Source organism: Nannocystis exedens, from assembly GCF_002343915.1.
Classification (GTDB): Bacteria; Myxococcota_A; Polyangia; order Nannocystales; family Nannocystaceae; genus Nannocystis; species Nannocystis exedens.
The window spans coordinates 5,283,479-5,299,305 of sequence record NZ_NETK01000001.1; the positions used below are offsets into that span (position 1 = coordinate 5,283,479).

The 15,827-nt window shown below is 71.9% G+C and carries 15 protein-coding genes; 7 read left to right on the forward strand and 8 right to left on the reverse strand.

The window, feature by feature from the left end; genetic code table 11:
• The 3 genes from NAEX_RS20815 to NAEX_RS20825 form a co-directional block, all read right to left on the reverse strand.
• On the reverse strand, nt 1–1,326 hold the full coding sequence (locus NAEX_RS20815; protein WP_245913766.1) for an HlyD family secretion protein: 1,326 nt from the start codon (nt 1,324–1,326) through the stop codon (nt 1–3).
• Nucleotides 1,323–3,416 (reverse strand): ATP-binding cassette domain-containing protein, encoded by a 2,094-nt coding sequence (locus NAEX_RS20820; protein WP_096329229.1) that lies wholly within the window; start codon nt 3,414–3,416, stop codon nt 1,323–1,325. The genes NAEX_RS20815 and NAEX_RS20820 overlap by 4 nt, the downstream gene beginning before the upstream one ends.
• Nucleotides 3,417–3,581: 165 nt before the next feature.
• Nucleotides 3,582–3,923, reverse strand: coding sequence for a hypothetical protein (locus NAEX_RS20825; RefSeq protein ID WP_143825600.1), 342 nt, complete (start codon nt 3,921–3,923; stop codon nt 3,582–3,584).
• A 1,175-nt stretch (nt 3,924–5,098) separates the two neighbouring features.
• Here NAEX_RS20825 and NAEX_RS20830 point away from each other — a divergent pair.
• From NAEX_RS20830 to NAEX_RS20840, 3 genes are read left to right on the forward strand one after another with little or no spacing between them, the layout of a single operon-like run.
• Nucleotides 5,099–5,647: a YceI family protein gene (locus NAEX_RS20830; RefSeq protein ID WP_096329231.1), complete on the forward strand. Its 549-nt coding sequence runs from the start codon at nt 5,099–5,101 to the stop codon at nt 5,645–5,647.
• Between the two features lie 4 nt (nt 5,648–5,651).
• On the forward strand, nt 5,652–6,050 hold the full coding sequence (locus tag NAEX_RS20835) for an OsmC family protein (RefSeq protein WP_096329232.1): 399 nt from the start codon (nt 5,652–5,654) through the stop codon (nt 6,048–6,050).
• Nucleotides 6,051–6,097: 47 nt separating this feature from the next.
• Nucleotides 6,098–7,006, forward strand: a complete 909-nt coding sequence (locus tag NAEX_RS20840; RefSeq protein ID WP_096329233.1) for a pirin family protein — start codon at nt 6,098–6,100, stop codon at nt 7,004–7,006.
• A 289-nt stretch (nt 7,007–7,295) separates the two neighbouring features.
• Here the strand turns inward: NAEX_RS20840 and NAEX_RS20845 are convergent, their stop codons facing one another.
• Complete coding sequence (locus NAEX_RS20845) at nt 7,296–7,661, reverse strand: hypothetical protein (RefSeq protein WP_096329234.1); 366 nt, start codon at nt 7,659–7,661, stop codon at nt 7,296–7,298.
• Between NAEX_RS20845 and NAEX_RS20850 the strand changes: the two genes are divergently transcribed.
• Nucleotides 7,648–7,917, forward strand: coding sequence for a hypothetical protein (locus tag NAEX_RS20850; RefSeq protein ID WP_143140811.1), 270 nt, complete (start codon nt 7,648–7,650; stop codon nt 7,915–7,917). The genes NAEX_RS20845 and NAEX_RS20850 overlap by 14 nt on opposite strands.
• Before the next feature lie 942 nt (nt 7,918–8,859).
• Here NAEX_RS20850 and NAEX_RS20855 read toward each other — a convergent pair.
• Genes NAEX_RS20855 through NAEX_RS20865 form a run of 3 tightly spaced genes read right to left on the reverse strand, consistent with a single transcriptional unit; the run spans nt 8,860 to nt 12,197 of the window.
• A complete protein-coding gene (locus tag NAEX_RS20855; protein ID WP_096329236.1) occupies nt 8,860–9,240 on the reverse strand; it encodes a RidA family protein in 381 nt (126 codons plus the stop codon).
• Nucleotides 9,241–9,252: 12 nt separating this feature from the next.
• The gene (locus NAEX_RS20860) at nt 9,253–10,638 is read right to left on the reverse strand and encodes an amidohydrolase family protein (RefSeq protein WP_096329237.1); all 1,386 of its coding nucleotides are present in this window, start codon (nt 10,636–10,638) and stop codon (nt 9,253–9,255) included.
• Nucleotides 10,639–10,655: 17 nt separating this feature from the next.
• Nucleotides 10,656–12,197 carry an amidohydrolase gene (locus NAEX_RS20865; RefSeq protein ID WP_245913767.1) on the reverse strand — a complete coding sequence of 514 codons (1,542 nt, stop codon included), beginning with the start codon at nt 12,195–12,197 and terminating at the stop codon, nt 10,656–10,658.
• Nucleotides 12,198–12,320: 123 nt separating this feature from the next.
• Between NAEX_RS20865 and NAEX_RS20870 the strand changes: the two genes are divergently transcribed.
• From NAEX_RS20870 to NAEX_RS20880, 3 genes are read left to right on the forward strand one after another with little or no spacing between them, the layout of a single operon-like run.
• A complete protein-coding gene (locus NAEX_RS20870) occupies nt 12,321–13,478 on the forward strand; it encodes a thioredoxin domain-containing protein (RefSeq protein WP_096329238.1) in 1,158 nt (385 codons plus the stop codon).
• A 4-nt stretch (nt 13,479–13,482) separates the two neighbouring features.
• Nucleotides 13,483–14,436 carry a prenyltransferase gene (locus tag NAEX_RS20875; RefSeq protein ID WP_096329239.1) on the forward strand — a complete coding sequence of 318 codons (954 nt, stop codon included), beginning with the start codon at nt 13,483–13,485 and terminating at the stop codon, nt 14,434–14,436.
• Nucleotides 14,433–15,089: a ferrochelatase gene (locus NAEX_RS20880; protein ID WP_096329240.1), complete on the forward strand. Its 657-nt coding sequence runs from the start codon at nt 14,433–14,435 to the stop codon at nt 15,087–15,089. The genes NAEX_RS20875 and NAEX_RS20880 overlap by 4 nt, the downstream gene beginning before the upstream one ends.
• A gap of 93 nt (nt 15,090–15,182) precedes the next feature.
• Here the strand turns inward: NAEX_RS20880 and NAEX_RS20885 are convergent, their stop codons facing one another.
• A complete protein-coding gene (locus NAEX_RS20885) occupies nt 15,183–15,803 on the reverse strand; it encodes a hypothetical protein (RefSeq protein ID WP_096329241.1) in 621 nt (206 codons plus the stop codon).
• Between the last annotated feature and the right edge of the window lie 24 nt (nt 15,804–15,827).

Genomic DNA, 15,827 nt, shown 5'->3' on the forward strand with positions numbered 1-15,827 from the left:
TCAGTTGCTCCCTTGGGCGGGTTGCGCGTCGGGGGCCGCGCCGAGGGCCGGCGGGAACCCGTTGATCTGGCGCCACATCTCGAACCCGAGGCGGACCCGCTCGAGCAGGACCCAGCCGTTGACGCGGACGCCCTGGCGCAGCCAGCGGCTCTCGGGCCAGGGCAGGTCCTCGGGGTCGGGGAGGACGACGACGCGGTAGCGGCCGTCCTCGGCGGCCATGGCGTCGACGAACACGACCACGCCGCCGAAGGTGCCGACCGCGACCGACGGCCAGCCGACGAACTGCACCGCGGGCCAACCCTCGAACTGCAGGCGGACCTTGCGGCCGGCGGAGATCAGCGGGCCGTCGCTGCCGGACGCCCACAGCTCGACGGCGGTGGTGCCCATGTCGGGGACGAAGGTGGCGATCACGTCGCCCGCCGCGACCATGTCGGTGCCGTGGCGGCCGACCAGCTTGAGGACCGTGCCGTCGCGCGGGGCGACGATCTTCATCCGCCGCTGCCGGGCGAAGCGGACCTCGAGCTGGACGAGGTCAGCGTCGGCCGCGGCGAGGTTGCTCTCGGCGTCGGTGAGCGCGCTGCGAGCCTCCTCGATGCTGGCGCGGGCGGATGTCTCGATGGCTTCGGCGTCGGAGTCGAGGACCCCGATCTCGCGCTCCGCCGCCTTGAGCGACGCCCGCGCGGTGTCGAGGTTGGCCGAGCTGGTGGCGGCCTCGAGCTTGGCGAGCTCGAGCTCGCGCTCCGAGGCCAGGCCCTCGTTGAAGAGCGCCTCGGTGCGGGTCAGGTTGAGGCGCGCGGTCTCTTCGGCCGAGACGGCCGCGTCCACGGCGCGCTGGGCGGCGTCGAGGCGGTCGCGGCCCATCTTCGTCCGGAGATCGGCCGACGACGACTGCGCCGCCTCGCTCAACTCGAGCGCCGAGATCTTGGCGCGGGCGATCTCGACGGCGCTCTGGGCCGCCACCCGCCGCGACTCGATCGCCATCCGCTCGCGCTCGAGGCGGCCGAGGATCTCGGGGTCGTTGTCGCTGATGTCGGCGATCGGATCGCCGGCCTTGACGTGCGAGCCCTCCTCGACGTGCCAGGTCTGGAGGCGGCCGTCGATCGGCGCCTCGATCGAGCTCTGACGGTCGAGCGGCGCGTAGGCGATGACGCGGCCCTGGCCCGGCACGCTCTGCTGCCACGGCACCAGCACCAGCGCCGCGACGATCATCAGCAACGCGAGGCCGAGCAGGCGGACCGTGACCTGGGTGCTGTGCGGCTGGCGGACCGACAGCAAGCTCGGGCGCGTCATGTCGAACACCGGGACGATGGGGGTGTGTGCCTTCATCGGTCGCTCCTTCGGCTCCGAATCACTTGTTGGTGGTCGCAGCGCGCCAGGATATCGCGGCTGTCGACGCTGTCGGTGACGACGACCAGAGTCCAGGGCCGCCTGCGGTCGAAGATCCAGTCGAGCAGGGCCGCGCGTTTGGGCGCGCTGAGGCCGAGGCGGTCGAGCCCGAGGTCGATGAGCAACAGCCGCGGCGCGGCGATCAGCGCCCGCACCAGCACGAGCCGTCGGACCTCGCTCTCGGTCAGCGGGCCGTCGTCGTTGTCCGGCAGCAGATCTTGCTGCATGCCCTGCGGCAGTCGATTGAGCGCCGGGCGCAGGTCGACCAGGTCGAGCAGCGCGTCGAGCTCGGAGGGATGGCCGGGCCAGCCGGCGCCGACGAGGTTCGCGAGCGCGCTGGTGCACACCACCTCGCCGCCGCGGACCAGCGCGACCTGGTCGCGCAGGCTGTCGATCTCGAGCAGGTGCACCTCGCGGCCGTCGAGCCAGGCCGACAGGTCCGGCAGCTGCGTGCTGCCGAAGAGCCCGTAGAGCAGGTCGAGCGCGCGGCTGTGGCTGTCGCTGGCGCCGACCAGGGCGGTGCGTCCGCCCGGCTTGACCGACAGGACGACCTGGCCGGCGCCGTCCTGCAGCTCGACCGCGAGCGGCTGCGTGAGCCGCGGCAGGACCTCGCCGCTGCTCGGCTCGAGGTCGGCGTCGAGGGCCTTGCCCATGGAGTCGACGGCGGCGATCGCCTCGTAGATGGGGTCGAGCTGGCGGGCGAACCGGCCCACGCCGGAGCCGATCTGCGACACCAGCACGGAGGCCGCCACCAGCTGGCCGAGCGTCAGCTCCTGGGCGACCACCAGCCAGCCGCCGATCCCCAGCACGGCGACGGTCGCAATCACCTCGAGGCCCGCGCCGGTGACGACGTGGCGGAGCAGCCGGCGGAAGTAACCGGCGCGCGCATCGAGCCAGTCGCGCAGCAGCAGCTCGCCGCGGACGTCCGAGAGGGCGCGACCGCGCGGGTCGGCGAAGGTGAGGCGGTTGCTGGCGACGTCGTCCATCCACGCGAACAGGTCCCAGCGCGCGTTCGCCTCGCGCTTGGCCCCCGACTTCGCGCCCAGGCCGACGAGCACGACGAAGCCGATGCCGAGGATCAGCACCGCGTCGAAGGCGAACAGGACCGGGTGGTAGAACGCCAGCAGCACCAGGCTCGCCAGCATCACCAGCACCAGCGAGGAGCCGCTCAGCAGCAGGGCCGCGAAGTCCTTCTGGAGGAGCGCGACGTCGAGGAAGCGGTTCGACAGGTCGCGGTTCGAGACCCGCCGGCGCGAGGTTCGCGAGGTCTGGGCGAGGCGGCGGATCCAGTCGGTCGCGCCGCGCACCCACAGGCGGCGGTGGATCCGCTCCACCGCCAGGATCTGCAGCACCCGCAGGACCGCGACCGCGCCGAGGGTGATCGCCAGCAGCACCGCGAGGACCACGATCTGCCGCAGCATGGCCGTGGCGGCGATCGTGTCCACCAGCGCCTGGGTGGCGATCGGGATGGCCAGCGAGGCCACGGCCATGGCGACGCCGTAGACGAGGACGACGTAGATCCCGCGCCGCTCGAGCTTGAAGGCCCGCAGCAGGCGACGGGCGGCGGTGGGCGCGTGCGACAGGGCCGAGAACATCAGCCGCGGCTCGACCGCCAGCCACGCCATCGGCGGCTCGGTGTGGTGAGCCGCGAGCCAGCGGAGCAGCCCCGGCGCGCGCATGCGGAGCGCGTGCTCGCCGAGCTCGTCGAACACGACCAGGTCGAGCACGCCGTGCCGGGCGCCGCGCAGCACGAGCCAGCGCTTGCCGACCAGGGTGAAGGCCGGCGAGTCGAGGCGGCTCAGCCGGGTGATCTCCGCGGCCGTCTGGACCGTGAACTGCGCCGCTTTGAGGCCGGCCAGGCGGGCCGCCCGCACCGCCGGGGGCACCCACGCGGACGGGTCGATCCACGCGTCCTGGGTCGCTCTGCTCGCAGCCTGGGGCGCCAGGGCGTGGCCGGTGACCTCGGCCAGGACCTCGAGCAGACGGCCGGGGATACGACGGGTGGGGTCGTTAGGGAAGTTGGAGTACATGAGGCGGGTGTCGGCTCGGACCCAAGGCGCGGCCTGACACTGCGGCGGTCACGGGACCCGACGCATGCCGGAAGAGTCAGCGATGGAGAGGCAATCCGCTCGCGGCCACCGAGCGCCGGCGAAATCGCAGGCGACAGAAGTGAAGCGAGCCACGGTCGACGGAGATCAGCACGCGGGAGGGCCGCGCGCTCGTCGACTGCCTGCTTCGCGCGCGCGTGGCGACGTGCTCGAGGTGAGCAACGGCCAGGTGGCGAACGCGTGCGCCGCGACCGACTCGAATGTACTCAGGCTCAGCTCGACCGGGTCGTCGCCGTCCCGGCGCGCCGAGTGCTGCGGTGTCTCCTGGCGCGACGCGATGGGGACGTCCTGGCTCCCGGCGATGACGTAGTCGTCGCTCGGCTTGTCCGTCCGCCCGCACAGGTGCCCGGGCGAGAACAGCAGCGCCGTGAACACTGCGATCAGCAGCGCCACGACGAACCGCCATCCTGCACCGACCCCCGGACGCATGGAGAAACTTGCGTGAGCGTAACACAGTACTTGACCGGATGCGCCTGGGGAAAAGCGGGCCGACGTGAGCTTTGGGCAGCGTTTGCTCAGGATCTTCACCAGGCTTCGCCCCCGACGAGAGGGGAGCGTGTGGGCCAAGAGCCACGACTTCGAGGCTGTCCCGACCCGGCCGGTACTCCAGGAGCTACCAAGCACAACGCGAGGGCATTCCCGAGCGAGGCCGGAAAGGTCGGCTCGTAGCTCCCGAGGCCCGAGATCGCGGCGGCCCTGCGTTTGTGGAGGTTCGAAGGGACATGTTTGAAAGGACATGCGACGCGCGGCTCGAGTGGTCGATGGCGTGAGGTCGGAGCCGGCTCGAGCGCGCAAATTCAGCGGCGTCGTCCGGCTCGACGCTGGGCGTGCAGATCGCTCTGGTTCCCCGGACATGGCGCGACGAGGACGACGCGCTCGCGCGCGAGCGCGTCGCGGCAGGAGGGGCGACGATCGTGTCCATCACGCCGACGCAGCGGGGTAGCGCGCGACCCGGGCAGTGGGTGCACCGTGCGTGGAAGGATCGGCCGCCGTCGACGGCGTGCGAGGTCCTCGACATCGTCGACGGTGGGATGCTCGAGGCGCGCTCCGACTCCGCGTCGGAATCGACCCGCACGACGCTGCCCGCGCGCCTCGTCATGATCGTCGTCTCTTCCTGTCCGACGGCGGGAGCGAGCCCGGCGCCGACGAGCCGCCCGAGAGACACGCCGCAACTTGAACGCCAGAGGGCGGCTGTTGGGCGGCCAGCCCTGGCCGTCCAACAGCCGCCCCGGAGCCTGTCCCGGAGGACATCTGCCAGCGGAGCCCGGGACGGCGGGTCGGCCTCTCACGGCTGCTGCCGTGCCAGGGGTCCGGGAAGCGGCGGCCGCGAATCAGAGGCTGGATGGGTGCGAGGCACGAGCGACGATCCTGCCGGTCAACTCGCGGCCGCCTCTTTCCCGGACCCCTGCGAGGCGCAGTCGGCAATTCGCGGAGCACCCACGTCAGGTCTCCGCGTGGCGAAGTCGAGCCGCCGCGCCCAGCCTGTGTGGCGCGCACGGCCCGTGAGCCGAGGAAATCCCGGAAGATTGTTCGCCCGAGAGCAACAATCGGTTCGCCCGTCGAGGCCTAGTTGCTGCTGCCGTCGGGCGTCATCGTTGGGCTCCATGACGACTGCCACGAACACCCCGACCCGCTGGACCATCGACCCCTCGCACTCGAGCGTCGGCTTCAGCGTGCGCCACATGATGATCACCAACGTCCGCGGCGAGTTCAAGAAGTTCGCCGGCGAGGTCGTGCTGAGCCCCCAGGACCCGGCCGCTGCGAGCGTGAGCGCGACCGTCGAGATCGGCTCGATCCACACCCGCGAGGAGCAGCGCGACGCCCACCTGCGCAGCGCCGACTTCTTCGACGCCGACAAGTACCCCACCATGACCTTCCAGTCGAAGCGCGTCACTCGCACGGGCGACGGCTACGACGTCGTCGGCGACCTGACGATCCGCGACCAGACGCGCGAGGTCGTCCTCAAGGTCGAGGACGTGACCGGCGAGACCGCCGACCCGTGGGGCAACACCCGGATCGGCGCCTCGGCGAAGACCAAGATCCGCCGCTCCGAGTTCGGGATCACCTGGAACGCGTTGCTCGAGCTCGGCGGGGCCATGGTCGGCGACGAGGTCACGATCGACATCGAGGTCTCTCTGGTAAAACAGAAGTAAGACCATGACGATCCGCTCGACGAACGAGAGCCCCCCGCAGTTCCGCCAGGTCGTGTCGATCGACGCGCACACGCTCCACGCCGACGTGAGCGGCGCGCTCGGCGGCACGGCCTCGGCGCCCGGCCCGCACGACCTGTTCGACGCCTCGCTGGCGACGTGCAAGGCGCTGACCGCCTGCGTGTTCGCCAAGTCGCGCGGCATCGCCCTCGAGCGCGTCACGGTCGAGGTCGAACGCGACGACTCGCAGGAGCGCCAGGGCACCTACGTGCTCAGCGTCAAGCTCGCCTTCGAGGGCGCGCTGACCGACGCCGACAAGCACAAGCTGCACGAGACCGTCCTGCGCTGCCCGATCCACAAGCTGATGACGACCTCGACGGTGGAGATCCGTCAGTCGCTCGCCTGACCCTTCGGACATCCGTATAATTGGAACCATCGCCAGGGAGCACAGCCATGCAAGCAGACGATTCAGCGCACACGGCGATCGAGCTCGAGATCGCGGCGCGGCCGCGCCGGCTCGACGCGTTCGAGGTCGGTCGCGTGCTGCCGGCGACGGCCCGGCGCATGGTCGGCCCGTTCGCGTTTTTCGATCACATGGGCCCGGCGCACCTCGACGCGGGGCTGGGCATGGACGTGCGGCCTCACCCGCACATCGGTTTGTCGACGGTGACGTACCTGTTCGAGGGGGAGATCCTCCACCGCGACAGCCTGGGCTCGCTGCAGACGATCCGCCCCGGCGCGATCAACTGGATGACGGCGGGCCGCGGGATCGTCCACTCCGAGCGCACGCCGCCGGAGACGCGCGCGCAGGGGCCGAAGCTGCACGGGCTGCAGCTGTGGGTCGCGCTCCCGCGCGAGGCCGAGGAGACCGAGCCGGCCTTCTCGCACCACCCGGCCGACACGATCCCCGAGCTGTCGAGCCCCGGCGTGCGCGTGCGCGTGCTCGCCGGCTCGGCCTACGGGGTGACGGCGCCGACGCCGATCGCGTCGCCGCTGGTCTACGTCGAGGCCCACCTCGAGGCGGGCGCCCGGTTCGAGCTGCCGCCGGCGACCGAGCGGGCCGTCTACGTGATCGAGGGCGAGCTGCGCAGCGGCGACCGGACGGTGCCGCCGCGCACGCTGGCGGTGCTGCGCAGCGGCAAGGTCGAGGCGCTGACGGCGACCACGGCGACGCGGATGGTGCTCATCGGCGGCGAGCCGCTGGGCGAGCCGCGCTACATCTGGTGGAACTTCGTCTCGAGCTCGCAGGACCGCATCCTCCAGGCGACCCACGAGTGGAAGGAGCAGCGCTTCCCGCTGGTCCCCGGCGACGAGCACGAGCGGATCCCGCTGACCGACGAGCCGAAGTTCGCGCACCCGTGAGCGCCGGCCTTCACGACCTCTTTTTTTGAAAAAGCACGTCCTGAAGGCTCCGGTGAGCGGATGCCGGGCGCCGCCCCGCTCAAGGGCAGGGTCCACCCGGCCGAGCTGCCGGCGCTGCAGGTCGTCCCCGCCTCGACCGACCCGACCCGCCGAGATCGAGCTCGGCGGAGGGACAGTCCGGCGCGGTTCGTACGGCCACGAACCGCGAGCTCTGGGCCTCGAGCCGGAGCAAGATGTCTCTCGGAGCATGCTCGCATGAGCATGTCCCAAGCAGCATGTCGCTGATGCGTCACGGGATGACGCAGACCCCGACGTCTTCGAGGCCGGACGGGGCCATGCCCATCTCGTACCAGGCGACGCACTGCATCCCGTACTGCGCGCAGGGGTCGGCGAGGTCGGTGTCGCAGAACGCCGAGCAGCAGTACTGGCCGTTGCAGCCGGCCACGTACTGGCCGTTCATGCAGATGTTGCCCGGGTCGCAGCCGTTGGAGAAGGCGCAGCCGTCGCCGACCGCGCCGGTGTTGCCGGAGGCGTCCGGGACGCAGGCGAACGTGTCCTCCACCCCCACGCACTCGTTGTCCGGGCCGCAGAACGCCTGGTTCAGCGGGTCGCACTTGGGGTTGCAGTACGCGATGTCGTCGATGAAGACGCACACCTCGTTGGCGCTGCATTCGACGCACGGGTCGTCGGGCGGCCGGATGAAGGTGCCCGTGGTGTCGCCGGAGTCCGAGGTGATGAAGCTGTTGCTGTCGCTCTCGGATTCGGTGCTCGGCCAGTCCGAGGTCGAGGGGCCGGTGGTCCGGTCGACGCCGGTCGTGCCGGGGCCGCTGGTGGTCGTGGACTCGCCGTCGGTCGTGCCGGCCGTCTCGGGCTGCGTGCTGTTCGTCGTCGGCTCGTCACCGCTGTCGTGATGCTCCCGGTGCCGCCGTCGGTGGGGTCGGTGCCGCCGGTGCTGGACGTGTCGTCGTCGGGCGGCTGACTGCTGTTCCCCTGGCTGCTGTTGCCGCCGGGCTGGCACTTGTCGACGAAACACATGAGCCCCGGCAGACACTGGCCCTCGATACACGGACCGGTGAGCTGACCCGCCATTGGCCCGGCCGTCAGCGGGCTCTCGGAGTCGCTACAGGCGACGAACAACAAAGCGGTGAGTGAGAACGAATACGCGCGAAATGGTCGCATGCGGGGCAACCTATCATGAATCACAATCGAGGCAACGGCGCTGCCGACGTCGCAAATCCCAGTTGGGGCCCGCGTCGCGCGAGGGCTCAAGCCGGGCTGTCGCCGCGAACTCGACCTCGATGGCGAAAGCGCGACACGAGCCGATTCGGCTGCGCGCCGCGGGTGAGGGCGAGCGAGGGGACGGCGACGGCGGAGATCATTCGCTGCCGCACTCATAGGTCAGCGCGGCGTGTGACCTCGTCGGCGGGCCGTGGAGGGGAGGTCGAGCCGGTCGGGCTCCACGTCTGCCTCCCCGACGCGCAGCCCACCGAGCGTCTGCGTCTCGGACACGGGCGGCAATATGGGCAGCCGTTCGACTCCTGTGGCCGCGGGAAGGACTGCGGGCACGGCGATCCGCTCCGAGCACGAAGGGGCGCTGTCTTGCCGCCTGCGACGCATCCGAGGCTCATGTTCAATCGGGTGCAGGCGGCTCTCGGATGGTCTCTCGACGGCCCTCGCCGAGCTCGGCGTCGAATTCCCGAGCTCGTCGAGCTCGGGGTCTGCAGCGTTCCGCCGCTACCATGACGCCGGGAGCAGGCAGCTCGCTCCTCGCCGAGCTCATCGCGCGGACACGACTCTTCGGGTCGGCCCGCGCGGGAGAGGACGTCTCGCGCCACGCCGAAGACGGCGGCCGCTCACACGTGGGCGATGGCTTCGATCTCGACCTTGAAGTTGAAGGGCAGGCGCGCCACCTCGATGCAGGTGCGGGCGGGGACCTTCGGGCCGGGGAAGAACGTGCCGTAGGCCTTGTTGAAGGCGGCGAACTGGCCCATGTCGGTGATGAAGGCGGTGATCTTCAACACCTTCTCGAGGCTGGAGCCGGCCTTCTCGAGCGTGCGGCGGAGGTTGGTGAGGGTGGCATGGGTCTCGGCCACCAGGTCCCCGAGAGTGATGCCGAGCGACTCGACGTCGACGGCGGCGTGCCCGGAGGTGAAGATGAAGCCGTTGTGGTCGCGGTGCCACGAGAAGATCGGGCCGTGCTCGAGCTGGTGGGGGCTTCGGTGATGACTCGTCATGAGGCCAGCGATCTATACCGCGAGGCGGGCGGGGGCGTCACTTTTGCGGGGGGCCGCGGTGGTCGCGGGGGCGCCGGTGTCGGGGCGAGGGCGCGCGTCGGTCGACTTCGTCGGACCGCCGGCGCCGAACTTGTCGAGGCTGCGATAGCGGTCGCGGAGCAGCGTCTGGCGCGAGACCATGGGGATCGCGCGGCCGCGGACGAACACGTGGGTGGGACGGCTGCTGAGCTCGAGCGGGTCGCCGCTCCAGACGACGAGGTTGGCGACCTTGCCGACGGCGACGCTGCCGTGCGTCGCGCTCTGGCCGTAGGCGAGGGCGGGCTCGAGGGTGATCGCGCGCAGCGCCGTGGCCCAGGGCAGGCCGTTGGCGACCGCGATGCCGGCCTCCTGCGTGATGTTGCGGAGGTTGTGCGAGTCGTCGAGCCAGGCGATGACGACGGGCACGCCGGCGGCGGCGAGCAGGGCGGCGTTGTCGAGGCGCGCGCCGAGGGTGTCGAAGCTGCTCGGCAGGTTGCGCGACGGCTGCACGATCACCGGCACCTTGGCGGCCGCCAGCTCCGGCGCGACCTTCCACGCCTCCGAGCCGCCGACGACGACGAGCCGCAGCTTGTACTCCTTCGCCAGGTCGAGCGCGGCGAGGATGTCGCTCGCGCGGTCGGCGGTCAGCGTCAGCGGGACCTGGCCGGCCAGCGCCGGCTGCAGCGCCTGCAGGTCGAGCGCGTGGGCGGCGAACGGCCGGGTCTGGGCCCGCTCGTAGGCGTCCTTGCGGCCGCGGAACACCTGCGCGTCGGTGAGGACCTCCTGCAGCTTGGCCAGCGCGGCCGCGCGCGAGCCGGCGAAGCTGTGGCCGAGGTTGCCGTCGATCGCCACGCCGGCCCTGGCGAGCGCGCCGCGGTGGTCGCCGTGGACGAGGTCGACCCACGCGACCTGTCCCGAGAGCAAGCCGCCCGCGGGGGCCACCGCGGCCGTGGTGACGCCGCCGATCGCCTGCACCTGGATCAGGCTCGACTCGGCGTGGAAGGCCCGGCTGGCGTCGTAGGCGGCGCGGATCGGGTGGTCGCCCGAGCGCGCGTCGTCGTGCGTGCTGCCCTCGAGATCGATCTCCACCAGGCCGAGCTGGTTGTCGCAGGCGATCAGGCCCGGCGTCACGACCTTGCCGGTGGCGTCGACGCGGACCGCGTCGGCCGGGGCGCTCGCGGCCAGCTCGGGGCCGCCGACGCCGGCGAACTTGCCGTCGCGGATCAGCACGGTCGCGTTCTTGACGACGGTGCCGTCGCCGACGTGGAGGTCGCCGCCGGTGACGACCGCGACCGGGGCGGCCGGGCGGGCGGGCGGGGCGGCACGGGCCGCCGGGGCCGGGGCGAGCAGGGTGAGGGCGGCGAGGAGGATATGGCTCATGGGACAGGTCCTCGCGGTCAGTGCGCAGCGGACAGGTTCGAAGGGACAGGTTGGACGGGGGCCGGCGGGGCGGCGCCCGGGTTGTAGCCGAGCTCGAAGTCGGTCCCGGGCTCGTGGCTGCCGCGGACGAACACCGGCTCGCCGTCGATGTAGACCTGCTCGGCGCGGGTGTAGACGCTGAACGGGTCGCCGGACCAGACGACGAGGTCGGCGCGCTTGCCGGGGGTGAGGGTGCCGACCTCGTGGTCGATGCCGAGAGCCCACGCGGGGTTGGCGGTGAGCCAGCGCAGGGCGTCGTTGTCGCTGATGTCGATGCCGATCCGCCGGCCGGCGTGCATCGCCTTGGCGGCCTCGTGGTTGAGCCGCTGGATGCCGGTCGGGCTGTCGGAGTGGATGATCGAGCGGCCGCCGGCGGCGTGGAGCAGCGCGGCGTTCTCGAGGATGCCGTCGAAGGCCTCGGCCTTGAAGCCCCACCAGTCGGCCCAGATCGAGGCGGCGGTGTCGGCGGCGGCCAGGCGGTCGGCGATCTTGTAGGCCTCGACGGCGTGGTGGAAGCTGCGGATCTTGAAGCCGTAGGTGGCCGCGAGGTCGAGCATCTGCGACATCTCGTCGGCCCGGTAGCAGTGGTTGTGGACCAGGATCTCGCCCTTCAGCACGAGGCCGAGGGTCTCGAGCCCGAAGTCGCGGGCGGGCGGCTGCGGCTCGTCCGGCGGCTTGCCGGGCTGACCGTCCTTGCCCGCGCCCGCAGGCCCGGAGGGCCGTGAAGCCGAGCCCGGCTTGTCCTTGTTCTTCTCCCAGTCGGCGTGGTCCTTGTGGTACTTGGACCATGTCCTTTCGTACTCTTTGGCCTTCTGGAAGGCGTCGCGGAAGCCGGCGATGTTGCCCATGCGCGTCTTGGGGCCGGCCTTGTCGCCGTAGACGCGCTTGGGGTTCTCGCCGCAGGCCATCTTGAGGCCGTAGGGCGCCCCGGGGAACTTGACGTCGCCGACGCTGCGCGCGTCGGGCAAAAACCGCACGGTCACGCTGCGCCCGCCGATCAGGTTGGCCGAGCCGGGCAGGATCTGCGCCGTCGTCACCCCGCCCGCGCGGGCCCGATCGATCTGCGGGTCCTGCGGCCAGTACCCGTCCTCGGCCCGCGCATAGGCGGTGTTCGGCGCGCTGGCCTCGTTGCCGTCGCTGTGACCGTTGAGGCCGGGCGCCGCGTAGACGCCGATGTGCGAGTGCGTGTCGATGATGCCGGGGGTGATCGTCTTGCCGGCGGCGTCGACGACGACGGCGCCGTCGGGCGCAGTGAGGCCGGGGCCGACGGCGGAGATCCGGCCGCCGACGACGAGGAGGTCGGCGCGCTCGAAGATGTCGCCGGCGGCGGTCATGATCCGGGCGTTGCGGAAGAGGCGCGGCGGGCCGTCGCTGACGACCGCGGGCGCCGCGGTGCGACCGGCGACGTCGGGTGCGGGTGCGGCGACGTCGCTCGGCGGCTGCGGCGGAGCGCCGCGGTTACACGCGAGGAACAGGACGAAGCCCGAGATGGCAGGCGAGCGAGGGCGACGCGAGCTCACGCGCCGAACCTACGCCGGACGCGGCAGGCCGGGCAATCGCCGTGCCGCGGCCCGGACGTGTGTTTGAGCCCGGTCCGCGGCGGTGGCGGCGCGAGCCGGCCGCGGATATCCTTCGCGCCGCTCATGCATGTTCGCACCCTGATCGGTGCCGCGGCGCTCGTGTTCGCGGCTGGTTGTCTGTCCGAGCGCGGCAAGCCGCCCGCCAACAAGCAAGTCGCCGCGGCGGGCGCCGCGACCACCACGGCGAAGGCGCCGTCGGGTCCGCCGGCGATGCGGGCCGCGGCCGCCCCCGGCTCGACGCTGTGCGAGCAGGCCTCGCTCAAGCTGGCCCCCGGCTCGGTGGTCGCGCAGATCGACGGCGTCGACGTCAAGCTCGAGGACCTCGGCGAGCAGCTGGTCCAGGCCGAGAACAAGGCGCTGCGGCAGTACTGCAGCGAGGTCGCGCGGGTGCGCGAGGCCGCGCTCGAGAACCTCGTGCAGCAGAAGGTGCTGACCGCCGCGGCCGAGAAGGCGGGCAAGCCGATCAACGAGTACGTGCAGGAGCGCATGGAGGCGGCGGTGCCGACCCCGAGCGACGCCGAGATCGAGGCGTTCTACAACTCGCGCAAGTCGCCCGACGCGCCGCCGCTCGACCAGGTCCGCGACCAGGTGGTCCAGGCGATCAAGGCCGAGAAGTCGGAAGAGGTGTTCATGGGCATGCTCAACGAGCTGCGCGCGACCGCCTCGATCGACAAGCGCCTGCCCGACGTCCGCCCGCCGGCGCTCGAGCTGGCGGCGACCCACTCGCCGTGGCTCGGCAGCGCCGACGCGAAGGTGCAGGTGGTCGAGTTCTCCGACTTCGAGTGCCCGTACTGCGCCCGCGCGGCCGACACGCTCAAGCAGCTCAAGGACAAGTACGCGGACAAGCCGGTCCAGTTCGTGTTCCGCCACTTCCCGCTGAGCTTCCACCCGAACGCCCGCCCGGCCGCCGAGTACGCCCAGTGCGCGCACGAGCAGGAGAAGTTCTGGCCGCTGCACGACGAGATCTTCGCGGTCCAGCGCGAGCTGTCGACCGACAAGCTCAAGGAGCTGGCGACCAAGGTCGGGCTCGATCAGGCCAAGCTCGACGAGTGCCTGACCCGCGTCGGCGCGCTCATCGAGGCCGACATGAAGGTCGCCGGCGATGCGGGCGTCGGCGGCACGCCGAGCTTCTACATCAACGGCCAGACCTTCGACGGCAACCCGACGGTCGCCGGCCTGTCGGAGGCGATCGACGCCGAGCTGGCCCGCGCCAAGGGCTGACGCCATGCACCCGGCCTTCGCCTCGCCGCTGCGCCGGTGGCTCTACGCGTTCAAGCCGGCCAGCTGGCCCAAGGTGCTGGCGCCCGCGCTCCTCGGACAGGTCCTCGGGGCCATGTCCTCGGGGACATTCAGCGTCGGCGCCGCGGTCGTCGGCCTGGCGTTCGCGGTGTTCGCCACGATCTACGTGGTGCTGCTCAACGACTGGTTCGACGCCGACGTCGACGCGCTGAAGCGGCGCATGTTCCCCGAGGCGGGCTCGCCGAAGACGATCCCCGACGCGATCCTGCCGGCCGAGAGCGTGCTGTTGGCCGGCGCGGGCTTCGGGGTGATGGCGCTGGCGGTGGCGCTGTGCGGCGAGCTGTTCCTGCCGGGGCGGCCGGGGCTGATGCTCGGCGCGGTGATCGGGCTCGGGCTCTTGCTGGTCTACTCGGCGCCGCCGCTGCGGCTCAACGACCGCGGCGCCGGTGAATTCGTCGAGGCGCTCGGGGTCGGGGTGCTCGTGCCGTGGTGGAGCGCGTACGCCCAGAGCGGGCAGCCGACGTCGCCGTGGTACGTGTGGGCGCTGCCGGGGCTGGCGCTGCTGGCGTTCGCGTCGGCCGCCGCCAGCGGGCTGTCCGACGAGGAGAGCGACCGCCGCGGCGGCAAGTCGACGCTGACGACGATGTACGGCAACCGGGCGGCGCGCCGGGCCGCCGAGTACTCGGCGTTCGCCGGGCTCATCGCCTGGATGTTCGCCGTGCGCGCCAGCGGCGGCGGGTTCCCGCTGATCCCGGTGCAGATCGCCGTGCTCGCGGCGGCGCTGCCGTGGCGCGCGCTGACCCGCGAGAGCCCGCACGCGCTGACGAACTGCTTCAAGGCCCAGAGCCGCTACAAGACCGCGCTGCACCGCCTGATCTGGGGCTCGTCGCTGGCGCTGGCGCTGGCGCTGGTGATGCTGCGCCTGGCGGGGTGGGCATGAGCTGGCCCGGGCGGTCGCTGGCGCCCGGCCGCAGCCGCAGCCGCAGCGTCGAGGAGGTCGTGGCGCTCGTGGCCGACGGCTCGCCGGCGACGGCCGAGCTGACGGCGGCGCTGCGGGAGATCGAGGCGGCGGCCGCGGCCGCGTTCCCCGGCAACATCTTCTGGGACATCGAGCTGCTGGCGGCCGAGCTGCTGCGCGCGGGGCCGGGCGAGGTCTCGACGCAGGGGCGACGGATCGCCGGGCTGCAGGCGCTCTACGGCCAAAACACGGTGATCCGGTTCCGCTACGTCCACGACTTCCTGTACGGCTACGACTGGGCCAAGTGGGTCCAGCGCGAGCCGGACGAGCGCGGGGGGGTCGGGCCGTTCGCGCCGGCCTTCATCGACCACCAGGAGCGCCGCGGTCGCGAGCTCGAGCAGCTGATCGCCGCGGACGACGCGGTCTATCCCAGCTTGCCCGAAGGACAGGTGCGCAACCCGTTCCCGTTCTCGCGCGAGCCCGAGGCCGAGTCGCTGCTGCTGGCCGACCTGGCCGCCGCCGGGCTGCTGCCGGTCGAGGCCTGGGACGCGGCCGCGTCGCCGCGCTGGGACCGGCCCTACGCCGAACTGCGCATCGAGCGGGCGGCCGCGCTGGGGCTCTCGCTGCCCGAGTGAGCGATGGCTGGCTGTTCGGACATGCTGAAAGGGGCATGCTCGCAAGAGCATGCCCCTTCGGACCTGCCCCGAGAGGCAGGCGAGCCCGCCGGCTCACAGGCCGGACTGGCGCTGCTTCTCCTTGAGGCCGGCGACCTTCCGCTCGAGGTCCTCGACCAGCTGCTTCTGGTCGGTGTAGTTCTTCTCGACGACGGCGCCGCGGCGCTCGGCGAGCTCGATCTGCTCGGAGGTGCGGGCGTTGTCCTTCACCTTCTTCATCCGCTCGAGGAAGATCGTCCGCTGGGCCAGCTCCTTGCGGGCGATGTCGAGTTTCTTCTCCCAGTAGGCGATCTCGGCGCCGGCGCTGGGGAAGCTGGTCGGCTCGGGCTTGGGCTTCTTCGGCGGGGCCAGCGAGTCGGACTTGGGCCCGACCGGGAGCAGGCCGGGGTTGACGCGGGCTTTGCCGCCGCCGCGGTTGGGGTCGTAATCGCGGGCGCCGACGCCGAGCGCCTGCGTCTCCGGCCCGCCGCCCTGGGCGAGGCTGGCCTGCTGGCCGCCGCTGGCCTTGCCCTTGCCGGCCCCGGCCGCGCCCGAGGCCGCGTCGCCCCCGGGCCAGAAGATGAGGAGCGCGGCGACCACGAGGATCGCGCCGCCCACGATCAGCGCCCACAGCGCGCCGCCCTGCGCAGACTCGGGCTGGTTCGCTGTTGCCGGCTTGGGACCAGGTTCGGACATACGCGGGCGAGAATAGCATGTCCG

What these genes read in the sequence shown, in the direction of transcription:
- NAEX_RS20875 (WP_096329239.1), top strand. Translation starts at nt 13,483, where the DNA reads ATGCACCCGGCCTTCGCCTCGCCGCTGCGCCGGTGGCTCTACGCGTTC.
- NAEX_RS20825 (WP_143825600.1), bottom strand. Translation starts at nt 3,923, where the DNA reads ATGCGTCCGGGGGTCGGTGCAGGATGGCGGTTCGTCGTGGCGCTGCTG.
- NAEX_RS20880 (WP_096329240.1), top strand. Translation starts at nt 14,433, where the DNA reads ATGAGCTGGCCCGGGCGGTCGCTGGCGCCCGGCCGCAGCCGCAGCCGC.
- NAEX_RS20815 (WP_245913766.1), bottom strand. Translation starts at nt 1,326, where the DNA reads ATGAAGGCACACACCCCCATCGTCCCGGTGTTCGACATGACGCGCCCG.
- NAEX_RS20870 (WP_096329238.1), top strand. Translation starts at nt 12,321, where the DNA reads ATGCATGTTCGCACCCTGATCGGTGCCGCGGCGCTCGTGTTCGCGGCT.
- NAEX_RS20830 (WP_096329231.1), top strand. Translation starts at nt 5,099, where the DNA reads ATGACGACTGCCACGAACACCCCGACCCGCTGGACCATCGACCCCTCG.
- NAEX_RS20820 (WP_096329229.1), bottom strand. Translation starts at nt 3,416, where the DNA reads ATGTACTCCAACTTCCCTAACGACCCCACCCGTCGTATCCCCGGCCGT.
- NAEX_RS20840 (WP_096329233.1), top strand. Translation starts at nt 6,098, where the DNA reads ATGCAAGCAGACGATTCAGCGCACACGGCGATCGAGCTCGAGATCGCG.
- NAEX_RS20885 (WP_096329241.1), bottom strand. Translation starts at nt 15,803, where the DNA reads ATGTCCGAACCTGGTCCCAAGCCGGCAACAGCGAACCAGCCCGAGTCT.
- NAEX_RS20855 (WP_096329236.1), bottom strand. Translation starts at nt 9,240, where the DNA reads ATGACGAGTCATCACCGAAGCCCCCACCAGCTCGAGCACGGCCCGATC.
- NAEX_RS20835 (WP_096329232.1), top strand. Translation starts at nt 5,652, where the DNA reads ATGACGATCCGCTCGACGAACGAGAGCCCCCCGCAGTTCCGCCAGGTC.
- NAEX_RS20850 (WP_143140811.1), top strand. Translation starts at nt 7,648, where the DNA reads ATGAAGACGCACACCTCGTTGGCGCTGCATTCGACGCACGGGTCGTCG.
- NAEX_RS20860 (WP_096329237.1), bottom strand. Translation starts at nt 10,638, where the DNA reads ATGAGCCATATCCTCCTCGCCGCCCTCACCCTGCTCGCCCCGGCCCCG.